At 64.3% G+C, this 19262-nt stretch carries 18 protein-coding genes; 7 read left to right on the top strand and 11 right to left on the bottom strand.

Annotation, left to right across the window (positions count from 1 at the left end; translation table 11 throughout):
- Positions 1–81: 81 nt before the first annotated feature.
- Positions 82–252: a hypothetical protein gene (locus K4A76_RS10780; RefSeq protein ID WP_177333718.1), complete on the top strand. Its 171-nt coding sequence runs from the start codon at positions 82–84 to the stop codon at positions 250–252.
- A 54-nt stretch (positions 253–306) separates the two neighbouring features.
- On the opposite strand, the gene K4A76_RS10775 is transcribed toward K4A76_RS10780, so the two are convergent.
- Positions 307–666, bottom strand: a complete 360-nt coding sequence (locus K4A76_RS10775) for a hypothetical protein (RefSeq protein WP_033691203.1) — start codon at positions 664–666, stop codon at positions 307–309.
- A gap of 210 nt (positions 667–876) precedes the next feature.
- Here K4A76_RS10775 and K4A76_RS10770 point away from each other — a divergent pair, with 210 nt between their 5' ends.
- Both K4A76_RS10770 and K4A76_RS10765 read left to right on the top strand, forming a co-directional pair.
- Positions 877–1191, top strand: coding sequence for a hypothetical protein (locus tag K4A76_RS10770; RefSeq protein WP_110678382.1), 315 nt, complete (start codon positions 877–879; stop codon positions 1189–1191).
- A gap of 62 nt (positions 1192–1253) precedes the next feature.
- Positions 1254–1505, top strand: a complete 252-nt coding sequence (locus K4A76_RS10765) for a hypothetical protein (protein WP_110678380.1) — start codon at positions 1254–1256, stop codon at positions 1503–1505.
- Here the strand turns inward: K4A76_RS10765 and K4A76_RS10760 are convergent.
- From K4A76_RS10760 to K4A76_RS10750, 3 genes are all read right to left on the bottom strand, one after another.
- Positions 1492–1800, bottom strand: a complete 309-nt coding sequence (locus K4A76_RS10760) for a hypothetical protein (protein WP_009686623.1) — start codon at positions 1798–1800, stop codon at positions 1492–1494. The genes K4A76_RS10765 and K4A76_RS10760 overlap by 14 nt on opposite strands.
- 559 nt (positions 1801–2359) lie before the next feature.
- The gene (locus K4A76_RS10755) at positions 2360–3523 is read right to left on the bottom strand and encodes a PAS domain-containing sensor histidine kinase (RefSeq protein ID WP_274412284.1); all 1164 of its coding nucleotides are present in this window, start codon (positions 3521–3523) and stop codon (positions 2360–2362) included.
- 10 nt (positions 3524–3533) lie between these two features.
- Positions 3534–4346, bottom strand: coding sequence for an alpha/beta fold hydrolase (locus tag K4A76_RS10750; protein WP_110678376.1), 813 nt, complete (start codon positions 4344–4346; stop codon positions 3534–3536).
- Between the two features lie 582 nt (positions 4347–4928).
- On the opposite strand from K4A76_RS10750, the gene K4A76_RS10745 reads away from it, so the two are divergent.
- Positions 4929–5606: a DsbA family protein gene (locus tag K4A76_RS10745; RefSeq protein WP_274412143.1), complete on the top strand. Its 678-nt coding sequence runs from the start codon at positions 4929–4931 to the stop codon at positions 5604–5606.
- Between the two features lie 34 nt (positions 5607–5640).
- Here the strand turns inward: K4A76_RS10745 and K4A76_RS10740 are convergent, their stop codons facing one another.
- The 5 genes from K4A76_RS10740 to K4A76_RS10720 all read right to left on the bottom strand — a co-directional run bounded on the left by K4A76_RS10740 (position 5641) and on the right by K4A76_RS10720 (position 12372).
- Positions 5641–7494: a DUF1302 domain-containing protein gene (locus tag K4A76_RS10740; protein WP_110678372.1), complete on the bottom strand. Its 1854-nt coding sequence runs from the start codon at positions 7492–7494 to the stop codon at positions 5641–5643.
- Positions 7495–7674: 180 nt separating this feature from the next.
- A complete protein-coding gene (locus K4A76_RS10735; RefSeq protein ID WP_161892553.1) occupies positions 7675–8109 on the bottom strand; it encodes an acyl-CoA thioesterase in 435 nt (144 codons plus the stop codon).
- Positions 8110–8111: 2 nt separating this feature from the next.
- Positions 8112–9275: an iron-containing alcohol dehydrogenase gene (locus K4A76_RS10730; protein WP_274412142.1), complete on the bottom strand. Its 1164-nt coding sequence runs from the start codon at positions 9273–9275 to the stop codon at positions 8112–8114.
- Between the two features lie 41 nt (positions 9276–9316).
- A complete protein-coding gene (locus K4A76_RS10725) occupies positions 9317–11104 on the bottom strand; it encodes an acyl-CoA dehydrogenase C-terminal domain-containing protein (protein WP_274412141.1) in 1788 nt (595 codons plus the stop codon).
- Entirely contained in the window at positions 11101–12372 is a 1272-nt protein-coding gene (locus tag K4A76_RS10720; protein ID WP_443218416.1) for a 3-hydroxyacyl-CoA dehydrogenase NAD-binding domain-containing protein, read from the bottom strand. The genes K4A76_RS10725 and K4A76_RS10720 overlap by 4 nt, the downstream gene beginning before the upstream one ends.
- Positions 12373–12439: 67 nt before the next feature.
- Between K4A76_RS10720 and K4A76_RS10715 the strand changes: the two genes are divergently transcribed.
- Both K4A76_RS10715 and K4A76_RS10710 read left to right on the top strand, forming a co-directional pair.
- Entirely contained in the window at positions 12440–13339 is a 900-nt protein-coding gene (locus K4A76_RS10715) for a LysR family transcriptional regulator (RefSeq protein ID WP_110678362.1), read from the top strand.
- A gap of 106 nt (positions 13340–13445) precedes the next feature.
- A complete protein-coding gene (locus K4A76_RS10710) occupies positions 13446–15404 on the top strand; it encodes an alkyl/aryl-sulfatase (RefSeq protein ID WP_212624061.1) in 1959 nt (652 codons plus the stop codon).
- A gap of 90 nt (positions 15405–15494) precedes the next feature.
- Here the strand turns inward: K4A76_RS10710 and K4A76_RS10705 are convergent, their stop codons facing one another.
- Positions 15495–16832, bottom strand: a complete 1338-nt coding sequence (locus K4A76_RS10705; protein ID WP_274412139.1) for a DUF1329 domain-containing protein — start codon at positions 16830–16832, stop codon at positions 15495–15497.
- A 149-nt stretch (positions 16833–16981) separates the two neighbouring features.
- On the opposite strand from K4A76_RS10705, the gene K4A76_RS10700 reads away from it, so the two are divergent.
- Positions 16982–17944 carry a LysR family transcriptional regulator gene (locus K4A76_RS10700; protein ID WP_110678356.1) on the top strand — a complete coding sequence of 321 codons (963 nt, stop codon included), beginning with the start codon at positions 16982–16984 and terminating at the stop codon, positions 17942–17944.
- Here K4A76_RS10700 and K4A76_RS10695 read toward each other — a convergent pair.
- Positions 17929–19239 carry an MFS transporter gene (locus K4A76_RS10695; protein WP_161892558.1) on the bottom strand — a complete coding sequence of 437 codons (1311 nt, stop codon included), beginning with the start codon at positions 19237–19239 and terminating at the stop codon, positions 17929–17931. The two genes, K4A76_RS10700 and K4A76_RS10695, sit on opposite strands and share 16 nt — an antisense overlap.
- Positions 19240–19262 lie beyond the last annotated feature (23 nt).

Below are 19262 nucleotides of genomic sequence, written 5' to 3'. Positions count from 1 at the left end.
TGATTAACCCTAATCGAACTGAGTCACGGGTTCTTCTGATGGGTCGAGAATTATGAATGCAGTCAATTCATGAGGTGCAACATGACCATCGTGGCAGAAACGCTCGCCCAGCTCGCCCAGGCACTCAAGGCTCAGGGGGCGCGGCGCATCGCGGAACTTACCTTCATCCGTGCGCCCTATCGCTGCGGCAAGCGCTGGATATGCAGTGTGGTACGCCGAGGGGCCGGGCGCAAACTGATCAAGCAGTCGTAAGCCCGGTTGAAACCTGGCGCGGTCTGAAAGGACCCAGCCGCGCTCGGCGCTGTTTCAGTCCAGGCAATCCTTGGCCGCCTGGCGCAACTTGTCCCCGGACAAGAAACTGCCTTTGTAGAACGTAGCACGGCTGCCTTCGCCTGAATCGATCACCTCCAGTACATCGTCACTGGCCACGGCACTGGATGCCGTCAGCCGATAGCCATGGGCAATCGATTTCTGCGTGGCTTGCGGGGCCACAGCCTGCCATTTCGGCAAGACGCAGGCCGCATATTCCTGGGGCGTTTTCGAACTGAGCTTACTGGCCGTCGGCTTGCCAGGCGTGGCACAACCGGCGAGGCCGGCGATTAACAATGAACTGATAAAAATACGAAAAGTATGCATTTGCAATTGACTCGTATGGATATGCTGCATTCTAACGAGACAGATACCGACTGACCAATCAACCAAAGTCTGGCCATGAGAAGCCTGTTGTTCAACGGCAGCGCGTTACAGCGACTATTTGCTTATAACGACGGAACGAATTGAATCCGCTCCGCTTCTGATGAGCAACAGGCAGCGCAGATTCGGGCTGGCCCTGTTCACTTACCTTGACTCAGTGCTCGCTTCGTTCAGGAGATTGCCATGCTCTGGTGGCTGGAACTACTCACCCAATATGCAACCGCCACTGGCTTGGCTGTCCTCTGCATCCTGGTGTTCTGGGCTTTTGGGCTGGCGTTCGGACGCGCCTATCTGAAGTTGCTTTCTGCCTTGTTAGCCACCATGCTGCTGATGATCGCCGCGTTCCCGCACGGCGTGGACTTCGCCCTGAGGAACCACCTCACCCCGGGCGATGCCAGCGCCCTGCTATTGTTCATTGCCGACGCATCGGGCGTAATCACCGCGGTGCTGCTGGCCTCGTTCTTCTTCGATCCGGAACTGTTGCTGGATGAGGCCTGATCACTCAGGCCTGCCTTTGCTGACCCCAGGCGCAACAGCATCAGACAATCAGGCCCCGCATTATGGAAACGCTTCGCACCATCAAGTCAGATCTGGTCAGAACAGCAGATCACCTGGACCAGCTTAGCCAGACCATGAGTGGCCATGCGCGCTTCATGCTGGCTCGCGGCAGTTCGCCAGGCGACATCGATGTCACCGCGCACGTGCTCGCTATTGATGGGGTTGCGGAGCAACTGCGCGCCGTGGCTGCGAGAATGGATGGCGGCGAGCGCGCAGGTGAAAGCTGGCCGCAGCGCCGGCCTAGCGAAACTTGAGCTTCACCACTTTACTGAGTGCCCAGCCGCTGAAAACGTAGAACGCGTCCAGATAAAAGCGGCCTGCGTAATTGGGTAACGGCGCGTTGTTCAGCAGCACATCAGGATCAGGCGTGGGCGGAAACAGCGCATAAATACCATTGGGCAGCACTGCCAGTGCCAGCAACAACAGGTAAGTCGAGACTTGCAACAGGGTGGCCCGGCTACCGAACCTGACCGACCATTTCAAACCGTAATAGGCTACCAGGCCGGCCACGGGCAATACCCAGAAATGCGTCGGGATTCCAATGAACATTTCGGCGACAACGCTTCTTGCTTCCACCCGCTGCTCTCCATTCAAACTGCTTTAATAGTGCGTGATGCTGTATCACCCGTTAAGGGGCTGCTGCGCAGCCCATCACAGGTAAGCCCGCCCTCATAGAAGAACACATAACTCATTGATTTAGCGAGGTCCTTGGGGCAGCGGGCATGTCGAGGCGTCAAACCGCCGCGAACACCGGCGTAGCCGGTGCAAGCCACCGCGTTGGCTTCTTCGCGGGCACGCCCGCTCCCACACAAGCCGCGTCGCGCTTACCCTTTGAGCTCAAAGCGCGTGGTCAATCAAGCTTTCGAGCACAGCAGAGCGACAGTCATGACTGTCACGCACATCACCATCATGGGCACAACCTGCCAACAACAGGGTACTCACCCCAACCACACAGCGCCTGCCAGCGATTGGAATTTCATCATGCGACACGCTCCTGTTCCCCCCACGAGAAACCGAGAACGTACTACCAGGTAAGCCGCCTTTTTAATTGTCCTTGCGCCATCATACTACCGAGTCTCACTCGGAAAAACTGACAGGTCAGAAGTGACTACGCCTCGGTGGCCGGGCGCTCCTTGTACAACTGAACCATGAAGGTAGTGCCGTACACGGCATTGGAGGTCATGGAGATCTGCCCGCCGTGGGCGTGGGCAACTTCCTTGACAATGAACAGACCAAGGCCGATGGACCGCAGCCCTTCCTGGCGGTCGCTGCCCCGCGTCATTGGCTCGTACAAGGTGGGTATCACTGCTTCGGCGATGGCGGGGCCGTGGTTGTGCACACTGATCAGCACGCTGTCCGCGAAACAGTCAGTGGTCACCGTAATCGGCTGGCGCAAGTCACCGTAGGCAACGCTATTGGCGACCAGGTTGCCGATCATTTGCTGCAGCCTGTCCTGATCCACTTCGAACATGGCCTGCCCGCGGGAAAGATGGCGAATACTGGCGTGGCAGAAGGTGATCCTCAGCTCGCTGACACATTGATCCACCACCCGCAACAGGTCGACTCGCTGACGCTTGATACTGATGCCCTGGCCTAGCCTGACCGAGGCGAAATCCAGCAGGTCGACGATCATGCGCTGCGCGCGCTCGGCCGATGTGTTGATGCTGCCCAACAGGCGCCGGGCCCGCTCGCCCTGCGCATCACGCCCCAGCAGTTCGGTGGCCATCCGGATAGCGGTCATGGGGTTTTTCAAATCATGGCTGGCAACCGCCACCATCTGTTCGGCCAGTAGCGCACGCCGCTGGGCCTCGGCGTAGGCCAGGGCCAGGTCGTCCTGCGCGCGCTGCAGGGCATGCTCGGCGCTGATTTTTTGCGCCAGCAGTTCCTCGGCCCGCTGCATGGCCTGAAACACCGTGTGCTCGTTACGATCACGCTCGCTGGTACTGAACAAGGCCAGCTGAAAGCGAACCCCTTCAGCGGTTTCACGGCGCACGGCATTGAGCAGCATGGCCACCACGTGACCATCGCGGTGACGCAGGCCGACCTTCACCTCGGAAATCGAGCCCTGCAAGTTCAGCAAAGGCCCCCAGTGGGTAAGCTGGAAGGTACGGCCCACGGTGGTCAGCAACTGATCGAAACTGCGCTGTTTCAACTGCGCTACGTCATACCCCAGCCAGTTGCCAAAGGTGGCGTTGCAGCGCAGCAGTGTGCCGTCCGCCTCCATGACGACCAGGCCGCAAGGCGCATGCTCGAAGTAAGACGCGTCGAACATCACGGTCGGATCATTCACGGCCCAGCCCCAGGCGGGCGAAAAACCCGTCCATGGCCGCGGCGCAGGCGCTGGAGGCGCTGAGCTGCGGGTAATGGCCCATGTTGTCCACCAGTACAAGCTGGCTGCTGGGCATCACCCTTTCCAGGTACTCGCCCACGGCCACCGGAACTACCGGGTCCACTCTGCTCTGCAGGATCAGCGTCGGCACATTCAAGCCTTTCACATCCTCGCGGTGGTCGGACAAGAAGATCACGCGGGCGAAATGCCGGGCGATCTCCGCGTTGGTGCGACGGAAGCTGCTGACCAACTCTTCCTGCATCGCGGGCTCACCCGACGCACCCATCAGCACAGGCGCCATGGTGCTGGACCAGCCCAGGTAATTCTCATCGATCATCGACAGCAGCCCCAGCACATCCTCCTGGCTAAAGCCGCCGTTGTAACCGTCCGAGTCGATGTAACAAGGCGACCCCCCGATCAACACCAGCCCCGCGATTCTGCCTGGCTGCCGTAGCTCGGCCAGCACACCGATCATGGCACTGACCGAATGCCCCGCAATAATGACCGGGCCCTGGCCGAAATCATCGATGATTGCGTTCAGGTCATCGGCATAGCCCAACAGGGTCGAGTATTTCGCTCTGTCGTAGGCAGCGAGATCGGACTGCCCAGCACCGACCAGGTCGTAGGTGATGACACGCATGTGTGGAATGAAATGCGGCGACAACGCCTTCCACATCGACTGGTCGCAGCCGAAACCGTGAGACAGAATCAGGGTAGCCGGGCCGTCACCCTCGATATGTACATTATTACGCTGCTGTACAGTCATACATATCCCGATTTCGGTCGACATTGCGCTGATAAAACCAACCAGTCCATGCTGCCTGAGAGCATAGTGGACTGCAGATCAAGCTGCCTGTAGTGCTTGCTGAATGACATTGAGCGCGAAGCCAACCCACTTTCGAAGCCTTAAACCGGCACCATACAGGATGCAGATGGATAGTTCCGAAAAAACCATCGATCACGCAGCTTTTGTATGCCCTAGCGCTCGGTCAAGTGAACGCCGATAGCAAAAGCCGCCACGACCAGCACCACCTCGACCACGACATAAGCAACCAGGAATTCATCGGAAAACATGACAGGGTCTCTGAGACGCCGCAGCGCACGATGCGCTGTGGGAATGGCTCAGAGCCATCAACGCCGGAAAAAGTTCAGCCACGGTGCGGCGCTGCTCAGCAGGGGGCTGGGGCGGCCGAAGCCGTGCACCGTTTTCGGGAAAAGGCTCGGCTGCGGCAGGCAGGTTTTCGAACCGCATTTGCCCGGTTTGCGCAATAATCTGTGCGCTGTAATCGCCTATTTCCGCGCATACCAATCGAATAGTCTGGCGCCATCACATTCAAGGAGCCTGATGATGGCCGCTATGAAATTGCACTTTCTGTTCGACCCGCTCTGTGGTTGGTGCTATGCCAGCGCCGACACGCTGAGGCACCTGGCAGAGCGCTTCGCCGATGAGCTGGAGATGCACCCGACAGGGCTTTTCGCAGGGCCAGGTGCACGGCAGATAAACGCTGAGTTTGCCCACTTCGCCCGGGCCAATGACTTGCGAATCGCTTCACTCACCGGCCAGCCCTTCAGCGAGTTGTATTTCAAGCAGATTCTCGGTGACCGCTCGCTGCGGTTCGACTCACTGCCGGTCAGCCGTGCGCTTACCCTGGCCCGAGGGTACGGCAAGGCGCTGGAGCCAAAGCTGTACGCGGCCCTGCAAACAGCGCGCTACGTGGATGGCCTTGATACCTCGTCGCCCGAGGTAGTGGCGGCCTGCACTGCCGACTTCCTGGGCCAGGAGGGTTTCACGGCCGATGCGCAGGCACTGCTCACGGCGCTTACCCGGCAACAGCAACTGGCCAGCCAAACCTCGGCCCGCTTCACCGAAGCGCAGGCACTGATGCGCAAAGCGGGCGCAAATGGTGTGCCGCTGTTGCTGGTCGAGCTCGACCAGCGCATGCATGCCTTCAGCGGGCCAGACCTCTACAACCAGCCAGAACGCCTGATCGCTACGATCGAGCAGTTCAGGCGGGCTGCAGTCTGAAGCCGTCGAGCACAGTGTTTGCCGCCAGGCTGCTCTAGAAGTTGGCGCCCACGCTGAACGCCACATAATCGCGGTCGCCGCGGGTGCCATAATCGCCGTCGAGGTAAGCGGTATAGGCCAGGCCGGCCCAGTACTGGCTAGCCAGGCTGACGTCCACGCCCAAGCTGATCGAGCGCGAGCCTTCGTTGAAAGCCGAACTGTCGGCCGGCGAAAAGCCCCTGACATCGTGGGCCCAGGCCAGGCCTGGGCGAATGTCCAGGCCCTGGACCAGGTTGGGGTAGCTCCAGGTCGCCCGCAGGCGGTAACCCCAGGCAAAGGCGGTGACGAAGCCCTCGTTGTTGCAGTCGCCCGGGCTCTTCGAAATCGCCAGGCACAGGCTGTTGTCGGCCAGCTCGCCGTTGCCGTAGGCACCGGAACGGCCATAACGCGGCCCGAACCGTCCCTCCAGCCCGCCGACATAGGTCGCCCCAACCTCGCCCATCAGCAGCAACTGGTTCGCGCCCATGACCTGGCTGAATGCCTGCACCACTGATACCTGAGCCTGGGTCACCTCCTTGCGCCGATAACCGTCGAACGGGGTGTAGCCTGTCGCCGGGCGCAGGCCGTCGGCGTTGAGCGGGCTGCGGCCAGGGGCATTGAGCAATGACTGCAGCACATCGTTGCCGTTGAGCTGCACCGGCATGTTCGGGCGGTAGCTCAGTTCACCCTGCACGGCGGCGCCGTTGCGCAAGGTGGTGGCGAAGGTCAGACCGTACAGGCGGATGTCCTCGGGGTACTGCGCCTGGTACTGCGAGGTACCCATGCGCAGCGCGCCAGCCAGGGTCTGCCCGTTGCCGGACGCCATGAACGCGCCGCAACTGGCCAGCGCCACGCCGATGTTGCCGCACAGTTCACGGGCAAAGCCCGTATTGGCGTAATAGCGGCTGCTGACCGTGCCCAGGTAGGGCGAGCGGCTGTGGTAATTGGCCGCGAACAGGCCGAACTCGGTATCCAGAGGTTCCACGTACCAGTGCAACGACACCCCCCATTGGCCACCGTCGCGCGCATCCTGGTCGGCGCCTCGCGGCACGCGTACGCCCTCCGCCGTCAGCGTCACACCGAACGGCGCCAGGGCCTGCGACACGGCCGGGTTGGTCAGCGCCTGCCCGCCGACATCCAGGCCCTGGCAGCCTTCGGGCATGAAGTCGTTGCCGGAAAAGAACGTTGCGCAGTTTTCCAGCCGGGTCTGCTCCCAGTCCAACTGATAAAAGGCGTCGAAAGACACCGCCTGGTTGAGGTTCTGCGTGACATACAGCAGGTTGACCGGTGCCAGGGCGTCCTTCACTTCTGCGCCCGGCCGGCGCAGCGCCGCCTGGTTGAATGGGTTGATCACGTTCAGCCCGCCCTGGATGAACAAGCTTTCCCCCCAGTTGACCACCTGTTTGCCCACACGCAGCGAACCGGGCTCACCCGCAATGTCATAAAGGCCGTAGGCGAAGGCATCAAGCAGCTCCGCCCCTGCGGTTTTCGCCGAGACCAGGCGGTTGCGGTCGTCGATGTCGACGGCCCGCTGGCTGTGGTCGCGCTGCGCAGTGTCGTACCAATAGCTGCCCCGCAGGAATACACCCAGGTTACCGCGACGCACCTCCAGGTCATGGGTGCCTTTGAACAGCACCGAAAAAACGTCACCCGACCGGTAGTTGCGTCGCCCGTCATTGCCATTGGCGGCCTGCAGCTGCTGCTTGTCGGGGTTGGCAGTGCTGACGGCGGTGCTCAATGACAGGGCCGAATCGAAACGCCCTTGCAGCGGCCCAACGTCGAATTGAACGCCCGCAACCGGGGTTGCGAGCAGGCAGCACAGGGCCGCCAGCGGCGCCTGGCGCCGGCAGGTTGGAAGGAGTGCGCTCACGCTTGACCTCTTGTTGTTCTAGTAATGAGGAAAATGATGGGTTCAGCGCGGACACGCCGGCTGCCAAGGCCGGCGGTGTCGGTGACGGGCAGTATCAGGGAGGGCTGATTACGCTCACAAATAGCGTGTTCGGATCAATGCCATGCCGCTTCGTTATGGCCCAAGGGCAACGGCGCGCAACTAAACCGGCAGCAGGCGGGCGAAGGCACTGCGTAATCTGGCGGGAATCGCGACCGGGCGGTTGTTGCGGCGATCGACGAACACATGGGTGAAGCGGCCAGCGGCGCAGGCCTGGGGCTCGCCCTCGGCGAACACGGCCAGGGCGTAATGCACCGAACTGCTGCCCAACCGCTCGACGGCAATGCCCACCTCGATGCGCTGCGGGAACGCGACGGCGGCGAAGTAGTCGCAGGCAGACCCTGCCACGTAAGCCACCACCGGGTCGTGGTGAACATCCAGGCCGGCGTGTTCGATCAGCCAGGTGTTCACGGCACTGTCGAAAAAGCCGTAATACACCACGTTGTTCACATGCCCATACAGGTCGTTGTCGTGCCACCGCGTGGTGATCGGCTGGAAGTGGCGGTAGGCGCCACGCCGCGGGCGTTCCCTGGCCATGGTCAGAACGCCGCCTCATAGAGGGCCAAGGCATCGTCGAGCGTGACCTTGCGCGGGTTGTTGACCAACAACCGTTGCTGTTGCAGGGCATCCTCGGCCAGCAATGGCAGGCTGTGCCGCGGTACCCCGACATCCCGCAGCCGGCTGGGCAGGCCGCAGCGTGGCGCCAGTTGCTCCAGCTCATCGATGAACTGGTTGCACAACTCATGCGGACCGCCCGGCACCAGGCGCTCGCCCAACAGTGCCGGGGCCAGCGCAGCATAGTCGGCGAACGCTGCCAGCCGGTTGAAGCGCATCACGTGCGGCAGCACCAGTGCATTGGCCAACCCGTGCGGCACGTGGTAGCGCGCCCCCAACGGGTAGGCCAGCGCATGCACCGCTGCCACCGGCGCGTTGGCAAATGCCTGCCCGGCCAGGCAGGCACCCAGCAGCATGGCCTGGCGCGCCGCCAGGTTGCCACCGTTGTGAACTGCCTGGTCGAGGTTGCCTGCCAGCAGCGTCAGCGCCTCCCGGGCCAACAGGCTGGACATCGGGTTGCGCTTGAACTGGCTGGTGGTGGCCTCGATGGCATGGACCATGGCATCTATCCCCGTGGCCGCCGTGATCGCCGGTGGCAGGCCCAGGGTGCGCTCGGCGTCGAGCAGCGCCAGGTCAGGCAACAACAACGGCGAGATCACTGCCAGCTTGGCGGCCTCGCCGGTGGTGATCACGGCGACGGGGGTGACCTCCGAGCCGGTCCCGGCGGTGGTCGGTGCCTGAATCAGCGGCAGGCGCTGGCCTTTGGCCTGGTCGATGCCATAGACCGCCTCCAGGGTCTGGTCACAGCCCGGGTGTGCCAGCAGCGCAACCAGCTTGGCGACATCCATCGAGCTGCCGCCGCCGAAACCGACGATCAGCTCGGCGCCGATATGCCGCGCCCGGCCCACGGCCGACAGCACACAGGCATGGCTGGGGTCGGCGCTGACCTCGCTGAAGATGGCCACGCTCAGGTGCGCTTGGGTAAAGCCTGGCAGCAAGTCATCTAGCATGCCCAGGTTGACGATGCCGGGGTCGGTCACGATCAGCACGCGGCGCACGCCACGGCGTTTGCATAGCTGGGCCAGGCGCCCGGCGGCACCGGTTTCGCATAGCAGGTGGGGGGTGGTGGCAAAACTGAAAGGCTGCATGCTCATGTTCCTTGTTCTTGTGGGTGAACAGCGGGGCCAGGTCAAAAGGCAAAGTGCGCTTCATCCAGGCTCATCAGGCACTGTGCGCCGCCGCGCAGGGCATCGCAGTGGGCAGTGGCGCGCGGCAATACCCGCTGCCAGTAGAAGGCAGCCGCGTGCAATTTGGCCTGGTAGAAGGCGCGGTCCTGACTGCCTGTGGCCAAGGCCGCACTGGCGGTCTCGGCCGCCCGTAGCCACAGTGCGGCCAGCAGCACGTAGCCTGAATAGGCGAGGAAATCCACCGCCACCGCGCCTATTTCCTGGGGGTCGCAGCGGCAGGCATCCAGCACTTCGGCGCTCAGGTTGCGCCACTCCTGCAGGCGCTGGGCGACCACCCGGGCCATCCCGGCCAGCGCCTCAACGCGGCAGTTGCGTGCCGCTTCAAGTAGCTCATCGATCAACAGGCGCAGTTGCTCGCCGCCATCGCCCAGCAGCTTGCGGCGAATCAGGTCCAGCGCCTGGATGCCGTTGGTGCCCTCGTACAACTGGGTGATGCGGCTGTCACGCATCAGCTGCTCCATGCCCCATTCACGGATGTAGCCATGCCCACCGTACAGCTGCACGCCCAGGCTGGCAGTCTCCTGGCCAACATCGGTGAGGAAGGCCTTGACGATGGGAATCAGCAATGCCGCCCGGCGCCCGGCGGCCGCCTGCAACTCGGGTTGCAAGGCACCGTGCTCCAGGTCCAGCGCTTGGGCGGCAAACGCCGCCAGCATGCGGCAGCCCTCGCTGAGGGTTTTCTGGGTCAGCAGCATGCGCCGAACATCAGGGTGGCAGATGATCGGGTCGGCACTGCGCTCGGGCGCCACCGGCCCTGCCAGGCTGCGCGACTGCAGGCGCTCGCGCGCATAGGCCAAGCCACCCTGGAAGGCTGCTTCGGCGATGCCCAGCCCCTGCAGCCCGACCTGGAAGCGCGCGTCGTTCATCATGGTGAACATGCACGCCAGGCCCTGGTTGGCCTCCCCCACCAGCCAGCCGCGCGCGCCATCGAAGTTCATTACGCAGGTCGCCGCGCCCTTGATGCCCATCTTGTGCTCGAGTGCGCCGCATTCGAGCGCATTGCGCGGGCCCAACCCACCGCCTGCGGCGCATTCGAACTTGGGCACCAGGAACAGGCTGATGCCACGCACACCGGCCGGCGCATCCGGCAGGCGCGCCAGCACCAGGTGGACGATGTTGTCGGTAAGGTCCTGGTCGCCGCCGCTGATGAAGATCTTGCTGCCGCTGATGCGGTAGCTGCCATCGCCCTGCGGCTCCGCACGGGTACGCAGCAGCGCCAGGTCGGTACCGGCCTGCGGCTCGGTCAGGCACATGGTGCCGGCCCATTCGCCGCTGACCAGCTTGCCCAGGTAGTCGCGCTTGAGTGCTGCGCTGCCATGCCGGTGCACGGCCAGCACGGCGCCCTCGGTCAGGCCGGAATAGATCCGGAACGACAGCGACGCGCCCATCAGCATCTCATGGAAGCAGGCCGCAACCATTTGCGGCAGGCCCTGCCCACCATGCTCCAGCGGGCCGGTCATGCCACCCCAGCCCTGCTCCACATAGTGCAGGTAGGCTTGGCGAAAGCCCTCGGGCGTGCGCACGCTGCCTTGCTCCAGGTGGCAGCCCTGCTCATCGCCCTGGCGATTGAGCGGTGCAACCACCTCGCCGGCGAAACGTGCACCCTGCTCAAGTATGCCGTCAATGGTTTCACGGTCCAGTTCATTGCCCAGGCGGGCACAGTGCGCCGTCACATCGAACAGTTCGTGCAGCACGAAGTGCATGTCACGCAGGGGGGCTCGGTAGTTCATGCACGGCCCCCTCGGACGTCGGCCAGTCGTTTGCCCTCGGCCACCAGGCGCATCAACAACCCGGCCGGGCGCCAATGCTCGCCGAACAGCCCCTGCAGGCGTTCCAGCCGCGCCAGCAGCAAGCTCAGGCCCTGCTGGTCGGCCCAATGCATCGGCCCGCCGGCCTGGTGCGGGAAACCATAGCCATGCAGGTACACCCGGTCGATGTCAGCGCTGCAACCCGCCACCGTTTCCTCAAGAATTTTCGCGCCTTCGTTGACCAGTGCCAGCAGGCAGCGTTCGCGGATTTCCTCGTCGTCGATCGGGCGCCGGTGCACGCCAAGGTCCTGGGCGACCTTGAGCACCAGCGCGTCGACTTCGGGGTCGTGCCCGGCTTCACGGCTGCCGGGGGTATACCGGTAATAGCCCTGGCCGCTTTTCTGGCCGAACCGCCCGAGCGCACACAGCGCATTGTCGACCTGTACCAGCGGCGCATCCATGCCGTTACCAGCCAGCTGGCGCGCTCGCCACTCCAGGTCGAGGCCGACCACGTCGTACATGCGAAACGGGCCCATGGCCATGCCGAACGCCTGCAGCGCACCGTCCACCTGCCGCGGCGTGGCGCCTTCGAGCAGCAGCTTGCGCGCCTCGGCCACATAGCTGGCGAGCATGCGGTTGCCGATGAAACCCGGGCAGTTGCCGGCCACCACCACTTCCTTGCCCATGCGCTGGCCGATGGCCTGGGCCGCGTCGAGCACCGCCGGCGACGTGCGCGCCCCGCGCACCACCTCCAGCAGCCTCATCACATGGGCCGGGCTGAAGAAATGCAGCCCCAGCACCTGTTCGGGCCGGCGGGTCACCGCCGCGATGGCGTCGATGTCCAACGCCGAGGTGTTGCTGGCCAGGATGGCGTCGGCCTTGAGCGTGCTGTCCAGGGTACGGAAGATGGCCTGCTTGAGCGCCAGGCTCTCGTACACCGCTTCGATCACCAGGTCGGCTGCGGCGAGGTCGTCATAGGCCATGACCGGGTGCACGCGCGCCAGGCAAGCATCAGCTTCGGCCTGAGCGATGCGGCCTTTGGCAACCTGTTGTGCCCAGGTTTGCGCAATCATGGCCAGGCCTGCTTCGGTGGCGCCGGGGTCGTTGTCCAGCCACTGCACTGCAAGGCCTGCACGGGCAAGGCTGATGACGATGCCACGGCCCATGGTGCCGGCGCCGATCACCGCCACCTGCTGAATGTTGTAGAGGGTACTCACGGGTGACGCTCCTGGTTCGAGTTGTGAAGGCATTGCCCTCACCCTAGTCAGGCGCCTACTATTTTTGAAATTCTCATTTTCCATCCCATGTATTTTTTGCATGAATATTGCCAACTTCGACCTCAACCTGCTGCGCGTGCTGGACATGCTGCTGCGCGAACAGAACGTGTCGCGGGCCGCCGAGCGCCTGGCACTGACCCAGCCGACGGTCAGCAATGCGCTGGCACGCCTGCGCGACCTGCTGGGCGACCCGCTGCTGGTGCGCGTCGGCCGGCGCATGCGCCCCACCCCGCGCGCCCTGGCCCTGGAAGGCCCGATTCGCGCGGCCTTGCTGCAGATCGAACAAACCCTTGGCGCTGGTGACCGCTTCGACCCCAGGCTTAGCCACCGGCAACTGCGCATCGCTCTGACCGATTTCGCTGAACAGCTGTGCATGCCAAAGTTGCTGGCCACCTTGCAAACCCAGGCCCCGCACTTGCGCGTGGATGTGCTGCACCTGGCGCCCAACCTGCCTGCCGAAGCCCTCGACCGGGGCGAACTCGACCTGGTGCTGGGGCGCTTCGATGACGTGCCCGCCCGCTACGAACGGCGCCACTGGCGCAGCGAAACCCTGCACGTGGCGGTGCGCCAGGGCCACCCCGACGTGCAGGGCACACTCGACCTTGAGGCGTTTCTCGCCCTGCGCCACTTGTGGGTGCACGGCGGCCAGACGCGTGGCATGGTCGACCAATGGCTGGGGGAACAGGGTCTGGCCCGGCGCATCGTCTACACCACGCCCAATTACCTGCAGGCCGCGCACCTGGCCGCCAGCTCCGACCTGTGCGTGGTGCTGCCTACCGCCTTGGCCCGCCATTTCGCCAGGCTGCTGCCATTGCAGGTGTTCGAGCTGCCGTTCGCCCTGCAGCCTTTCCAACTGGAGCTGGTGTACCTTGCCCATCGTCAGCACGACCCGGCTTTGGCCTGGCTGGTGGCGCGCATCATGGACATCGGTGCTGGCTAAGCCATCGCAATTGGGCATGGGGAGCCATGCAAGAGTGGTATTGGTTCGCCAGCGAGCTCTGTCCTTAGAGTGTTTGCCCTCAGAACAGAACAATAAGGACCACCCCATGCACCTGCGCACCCTGCCCTGCCTGCTGGCCCTGGCGTTGCCCCACGCAACGCTGGCCGCCGAGCCGGCCAAGCAAGCCAGCGAGTTCACCCGCCAAAGCAACCAGCAATGGTTGCAGCGCCTGCCCTTCGACGACCGCAGCGACTTCGACAATGCCCGCCGCGGCCTGCTCGAAGCCGTCGACCAGCCCGTGGTCAATGCCGCCGGCAAGACCGTCTGGGACCTGCAGCGCTACGCCTTCCTGGCAGGCCATGCACCGGCCACGGTCAACCCGAGCCTGTGGCGCATGGCCCAGCTCAACACCCTTGCCGGGTTATACAAGGTCCGCGAGGGCATCTACCAGGTGCGCGGCCTGGACCTGGCCAACATGACCCTGATCGAAGGCGAGCACGGCCTGATCGTGATGGACCCGCTGCTGTCGGTGGAAACCGCCCGGGCCGGGCTGGCCATGTACATGCGCCATCGCCCGCAGCGGCCGGTGGTGGCGGTGATCTACACCCACCCGCACGTCGATCACTTCGGCGGGGTACGTGGGGTGGTCGACGAGGCGGACGTCAAGGCCGGTAAGGTACAGGTCATCGCCCCACAAGGGTTCTTCGAACATGCCGTCAGCGAAAACGTGCTGGCCGGCCCGGCAATGAAGCGCCGTGCGCAGTACATGTACGGCGCGCCCCTGCCCCGCGGGCCACGCGGCCAGGTGGATGCCGGCCTCGGCAAAGGCGTGCCAGCCAATGCCACGGTCAGCCTGATCGCCCCGACCCGGCTGATCGAACAGTCCTTCGAGACCCTGCGCATCGACGGGGTCGACATTGAGTTCCAGCTCACCCCTGGCACCGAGGCGCCGGCTGAAATGAACCTGTGGTTTCCGCAGTTCAAGGCCTTGTGCATGGCCGAGAACGCCACTCACGTGCAGCACAACGTGCTGACCCTGCGCGGTGCCCAGGTGCGCGATGCCAAGGTGTGGGCGCACTACCTCGACCAGTCGCTGGTGCGCTATGGCGAGCAGGCCGACGTGGTGTTTGCCCAGCACCACTGGCCAACCTGGGGCAGCGCGGCGATACGCGACTACCTGGCCGATCAGCGCGACATGTACGCCTTCATCGACAGCCAGACCCTGCGCCTGATCAACCGCGGCCTGGGCCCTACCGAAATCGCCGCCGAGCTGACCAGCTTGCCGCCCCGGCTGGCCAGCAAATGGTACAGCCGCGACTACTACGGCTCGCTCAGCCATAACGTGCGGGCGGTGTATCAGCGCTACATGGGCTTTTACGACGGCAACCCGGCAACCCTGGACCCTTTGCCGCCTGGCGAAGCCGGTACGCATTACGTAAAGGCCCTGGGTGGCGCCGAGCGGGTGCTGACCCTGGCCCGTGAGGCCTATAGCAGCGGTGATTATCGCTGGGTTGCCGAGCTGACGCGGCACCTGGTGTTCGCCCAGCCCGACAACCGCGCCGCGCGCGAGCTGCAGGCCGACGCCCTGGAGCAACTGGGCTATCAGAGCGAAAACGCCACCTGGCGCAACGCGTACCTGACCGGTGCGCAAGAGCTGCGCAACGGCGTGGCACCTGCCGCCAGCAAAGGCGGCAGCGCGGACGACCTGATACGCGCCCTGACCCCGACGCTGTTCTTCGACTACCTGGGTGTGCGCGTGGATGCCGCCAAGGCCGCCGAGCAGGACCTGACCATCAACTGGCACTTCACCGACCTGAACGACGACTACGCCTTGACCCTGCGTAACGGGGTGCTCACCCACCGCGACCACACCCGCCATGGACAGGCAGATGTCGAAGTGAACATGAGCAAGGCGACCCTGGACCGCATCGCCCTGAAGCAGACCGGCTTTCTCAAGGAAGCAACCGTGGGTGATATCGCCATCAGGGGTGAGCGCGTCAAGTTCATGCGTTTCATGGCAGGGCTGGACGAGCCTGACGGGCGTTTCAATATCGTCACCCCTTGAATAACCAACAGCGCCGCCCTGAGACGAGCGGCGCTAAACCTGGCGCTTGCAAAGGGTATGACGGTGCTCGGAAGCGATGAGGGGCCTGTTTCAACGCAACCCTTGGCTGCGCAATGCCCCGGGGGAGAAGTAGGACGCATGGGTGCGTACGTCGAAGACGTATGGCCTGGGCTGCTCGTTGGTCAGGCCAGACAGCTGGTAGCGGCCAGTGCGCAGGTCATAGATCGCCTCCATGGCATTGACCAGCGCCTGGCCCATGACGTGGTAGTAACTGTGCGCCTGGGCGGTGCGCCACAGCCGGCCGTCATGGTCGAAGAAATCCGCCTCGAGGATGGCCCAGCTGTCTTCGTCCAGGTAATAGCGGCGGCTGGCGTACAGGTGCTTCGCCCCAGGCTTGAGGGTGCCCACCACTTCCCACACCCGGTGCAGTTCGTAGCGTGTGGGTTGCGGGTTGACATGGCCAGGCCCGATCAGCGCGGCATAACCGAGCAGCGGCGAAGCCAGACGGTAGCTGTTATACGGTACGTGCAGGGCCTTCTTGCCGACGAGGGTCCACTGGTAGAGGTCCGGGGCGCCGTTGAACATGTCGCGGCTGTCGGCGGTGCGCAGGCCGGCCGTGCCCGGGGTGATGCTGTCATAGGCCAGCGCCGGGGCGCGACGCACCCGCCGCTGGCTGCTGCTGTACAGCCACGAGAGGCGCGGTTGGGCCACCTGGTCGAGGGTTTCGTGCAGCACCACGGCATCGCCCGCCAGGCGCGACGGCGCGGTCATGCGGTAACTCAGGTAATACAGCACGTTGCCCGCCTGGCCGCCTTCCAGCCCGTCGGGGCGGGCGAAGTTCTGTTGCAGGCTGATCGTTGCGAAGCGGCCATCACCACGCGGGGTAATGCTGTCCGAGGCCAGGCTGTAGCTGCCGTTGCGCGGCCGCGTGAGGTGGTTCCACAACACCTGCAGGCCATTGCCCGGCCGGGGGAATGCCACCACGCCGGCGAAGCCCGCCACGCCGTTGCCGTGGTTGACCAGGCGGGCGCTGGCGGCATTGTGCCGGGCCCACTCGCTGACACGTGGCGGCACCGCGACACTGCGATGCGAGGGGTACACCGGCAGGCGAAACGACTTGGGATAACGCTGCATCAAGGCCACCTGCCCCGCGGTCAACTGTTCGCGGTACTGGGTGTAGTTGCTGGCGCTGATCACATACAGCGGCCGCTCATCGGCATAGGGGTCCAGTGGCGTGCCGTTGACCGTCAGCAACACTTGCCCCGCGTGCAGGCCGCCGTTCCAGGCCGGAATGCGGCCGTCACTACTGGGCCCGCGTTCGGCCCCCACCGGCGTCAAGTCTACGGGCAGTGGCGTGGCCGCCACGCACAGGCTCAGCAGGCTGGCGTTGATGCACAGGGTGCTGCGCAGCAGGGCAAATGGGTTCATCGGGCTTGGCCTCTTGTTGTTGTGTGGTCCTGGCCGGCTTGCTTTGGCAAGCGCTTTCGGGGTGATACTAGGAGCCGCGCTCCGACCCCCACAAATAACGTGTTCGGATACGTGCCATATCAGTTCGGCATACCCTTGGAACCGCTCCGATGACCTTGAAACAGCTTCGCTATCTGATCGCCATCGTCGACGCTGGCAGCTTCTCTTCGGCTGCACGTCGCGCCTACATTGCCCAGCCGGCGCTGAGCAGGCAGATCGGCCTGCTGGAAAGTGAACTGGAAATGCAGTTGCTCGACCGCCAGCACGATGGCATTGCCCTGACCGATGCCGGGCGCCAGCTCTACGAGGTGGCCCGGCAAGTGGTACAGAAACTGGACTCGGTGAAGGATGAGCTGAAATCCAGCCGCGGCGACCCCAAGGGCCATGTGGCCATCTCCATTCCGGCCACGGCCGCCGACCTGCTGTTGCCGGAAATTCTCAGGCGCGCCGAACAGCGCTTCCCCGGCGTGACGCTGACCGTGTGGGATGGCCTCAGCCGTGAAGGCGGCCAGGCCATCGAGCTGGGCAAGGTGGACTTCGGCGTGGTACCCAATGCCGAAGAACTCGAGCATGTCGAGGCCGAGCCGATCTTCACCGAGGCGCTGTACTGGGTCGGTGCATCAGCCCCTGGCACCCCCGACACCATCAGCCTCGCCGAAGCCGCAGCCACCCGGCTGGTGCTGCCGCCCAGAACGCTGCACCTGCGCCGGCGCATAGAGCAAGCGGCGATGCAGGCCGCCGTGCCCCTGGCCGCCGCCTACGAACAGCAATCGGCGCCCGGCATCGCCAGCCTGGTGCGCGCGGGCCTGGCTGCGACCATCAGCAACTGGCCGCCACTGAGCACATTGCTGGAACCCACGGCGGCGCGGCGTATCGTCGAACCGGCCATCAGCCGCACCATTGCCCTGGCGCACTCCCAGCACAAGCCCCTGTCGTTCGCCGCCGGTTGCCTGCGCGACCTGGTGCGCAGCGTGCTGATCGACCTGGTCAACAGCGGCCGCTGGCGAGGCGAATTGATCGGCAAAGAAGCGCAGCCGCTGGAGGCCATGCCCGGCGCTCAGCTAGCGGTCTGAGCGCGCGCCTTCCCGCCAGCGGCAACCGGCACGCGCAGGCGCTGCTGGGTCAGCTGCGGGTTCAGCGTGGCCACCCCCACAAGCCCGGCCACTACCAGCACCGCGCCACATACCAGAAAGCCTTGGGCATACCCCGCCGGGTGTGCGCTGCCCGCGCCTTGAACCAGCAAGCCCGTCACCAGCGGTGCTGCCAGCCCGGCCAACGAGGCAATGCCATTGCCCATGGCGAGGATGCCGCCGCGCTGGGCCGCCGGGGTGAACTCGGCGAGCATCGCCGGGCCCACGGAATACATCACCAGCGCCAGGCCCCCACTGAGCGTCAGCGCGGCAACCCTTGCTACTGTACTGAGGCCAGGCAGCATCAGCGACGCCGACAACAGGCCAGCCAGTATCAGGCACACTGAAACGAACACGCCGCGTGCCACACGTGACGGCACGCGGCGACGCATCAGGCGCTGGGAGAACCAGGCCAGTAGCAAGCTCAGCGGCGTGGTCACGACCACGAACATCACGAAGAGGCGGCCGGTCTGCAGCGGGTCGATACCCAGGCCAACCTGGAGGTAGCTGGGCACCCAGGTCAGCGTGAGCGCCAACGACCAGTTGGCGGCAAAGTGGCACAGGTAGTTGCCCAGCACGCTGGGGTCCCCCAGCAGCCGGCGATAGGGAATAGCCGGTTCATCGGCCTTGAGCTGGCTGGCGCGCAGGCGCTCGAGGGTGCCCTCCTGGCCCAGCCGCCACCACAGCAGGCTCCACAGCAGGCCGATCAGCGCCAGGATGATGAAATTGGTCCGCCAGCCGTAATGCAGGCTGACCCAGGGGATCATCGCCCCTGCCACCAGCAGCCCCATGGCACTGCCGGCATGCAGCAGGGCCACTGGCAGGTTGCGCCGGTCGTTGGGGAACCACTTGTACAGTGCATGGGTGGCCACCGGCGATGCCGGCCCCTCACCGATGCCCAGCAGCACCCGGCAGGCAACGATGGCCCACAGTGAGGTGGCGAACAGCATGGGCAGCTGGATCAGCGCCCAGAACAGGCCCATGCCCAGCAGCAAGGTGCGGGTGGGGCGCCGGTTGGCCATGAAGCCACCGACCACGGCGGAGATCGCGAAGAACCAGTGCAAGGCGCCGCCGATCAGGCCGAACTCGGTAGCCGTCAGGCCCAGTTCGGCGCTCATCGGCACCGCTACCAGGCCGATGACCACCTTGTCGAGAAAGTTGACCAGCATCAGCAGGGCCAGCAGCGCGGCCACCAGCCAGGCGGTACGGGGGTTGGGCAGGGAAGAATCCGCAGTCATGGGGAGTACTCTTGTTATTGTTA

This window comes from Pseudomonas sp. NEEL19 (assembly GCF_028751975.1).
In the GTDB taxonomy this organism is placed as follows: Bacteria; Pseudomonadota; Gammaproteobacteria; order Pseudomonadales; family Pseudomonadaceae; genus Aquipseudomonas; species Aquipseudomonas juntendi.
This window is presented reverse-complemented; position numbering and strand designations above follow the sequence as displayed.

Bases quoted from the DNA above. Each gene is read 5' to 3' on its own strand.
- K4A76_RS10780 (WP_177333718.1), top strand. From the start codon at position 82: ATGACCATCGTGGCAGAAACGCTCGCCCAGCTCGCCCAGGCACTCAAG.
- K4A76_RS10775 (WP_033691203.1), bottom strand. From the start codon at position 666: ATGCAGCATATCCATACGAGTCAATTGCAAATGCATACTTTTCGTATT.
- K4A76_RS10770 (WP_110678382.1), top strand. From the start codon at position 877: ATGCTCTGGTGGCTGGAACTACTCACCCAATATGCAACCGCCACTGGC.
- K4A76_RS10765 (WP_110678380.1), top strand. From the start codon at position 1,254: ATGGAAACGCTTCGCACCATCAAGTCAGATCTGGTCAGAACAGCAGAT.
- K4A76_RS10760 (WP_009686623.1), bottom strand. From the start codon at position 1,800: ATGTTCATTGGAATCCCGACGCATTTCTGGGTATTGCCCGTGGCCGGC.
- K4A76_RS10755 (WP_274412284.1), bottom strand. From the start codon at position 3,523: ATGTTCGACGCGTCTTACTTCGAGCATGCGCCTTGCGGCCTGGTCGTC.
- K4A76_RS10750 (WP_110678376.1), bottom strand. From the start codon at position 4,346: ATGACTGTACAGCAGCGTAATAATGTACATATCGAGGGTGACGGCCCG.
- K4A76_RS10745 (WP_274412143.1), top strand. From the start codon at position 4,929: ATGGCCGCTATGAAATTGCACTTTCTGTTCGACCCGCTCTGTGGTTGG.
- K4A76_RS10735 (WP_161892553.1), bottom strand. From the start codon at position 8,109: ATGGCCAGGGAACGCCCGCGGCGTGGCGCCTACCGCCACTTCCAGCCG.
- K4A76_RS10730 (WP_274412142.1), bottom strand. From the start codon at position 9,275: ATGCAGCCTTTCAGTTTTGCCACCACCCCCCACCTGCTATGCGAAACC.
- K4A76_RS10725 (WP_274412141.1), bottom strand. From the start codon at position 11,104: ATGAACTACCGAGCCCCCCTGCGTGACATGCACTTCGTGCTGCACGAA.
- K4A76_RS10720 (WP_443218416.1), bottom strand. From the start codon at position 12,372: ATGCCTTCACAACTCGAACCAGGAGCGTCACCCGTGAGTACCCTCTAC.
- K4A76_RS10715 (WP_110678362.1), top strand. From the start codon at position 12,440: ATGAATATTGCCAACTTCGACCTCAACCTGCTGCGCGTGCTGGACATG.
- K4A76_RS10710 (WP_212624061.1), top strand. From the start codon at position 13,446: ATGCACCTGCGCACCCTGCCCTGCCTGCTGGCCCTGGCGTTGCCCCAC.
- K4A76_RS10705 (WP_274412139.1), bottom strand. From the start codon at position 16,832: ATGAACCCATTTGCCCTGCTGCGCAGCACCCTGTGCATCAACGCCAGC.
- K4A76_RS10700 (WP_110678356.1), top strand. From the start codon at position 16,982: ATGACCTTGAAACAGCTTCGCTATCTGATCGCCATCGTCGACGCTGGC.
- K4A76_RS10695 (WP_161892558.1), bottom strand. From the start codon at position 19,239: ATGACTGCGGATTCTTCCCTGCCCAACCCCCGTACCGCCTGGCTGGTG.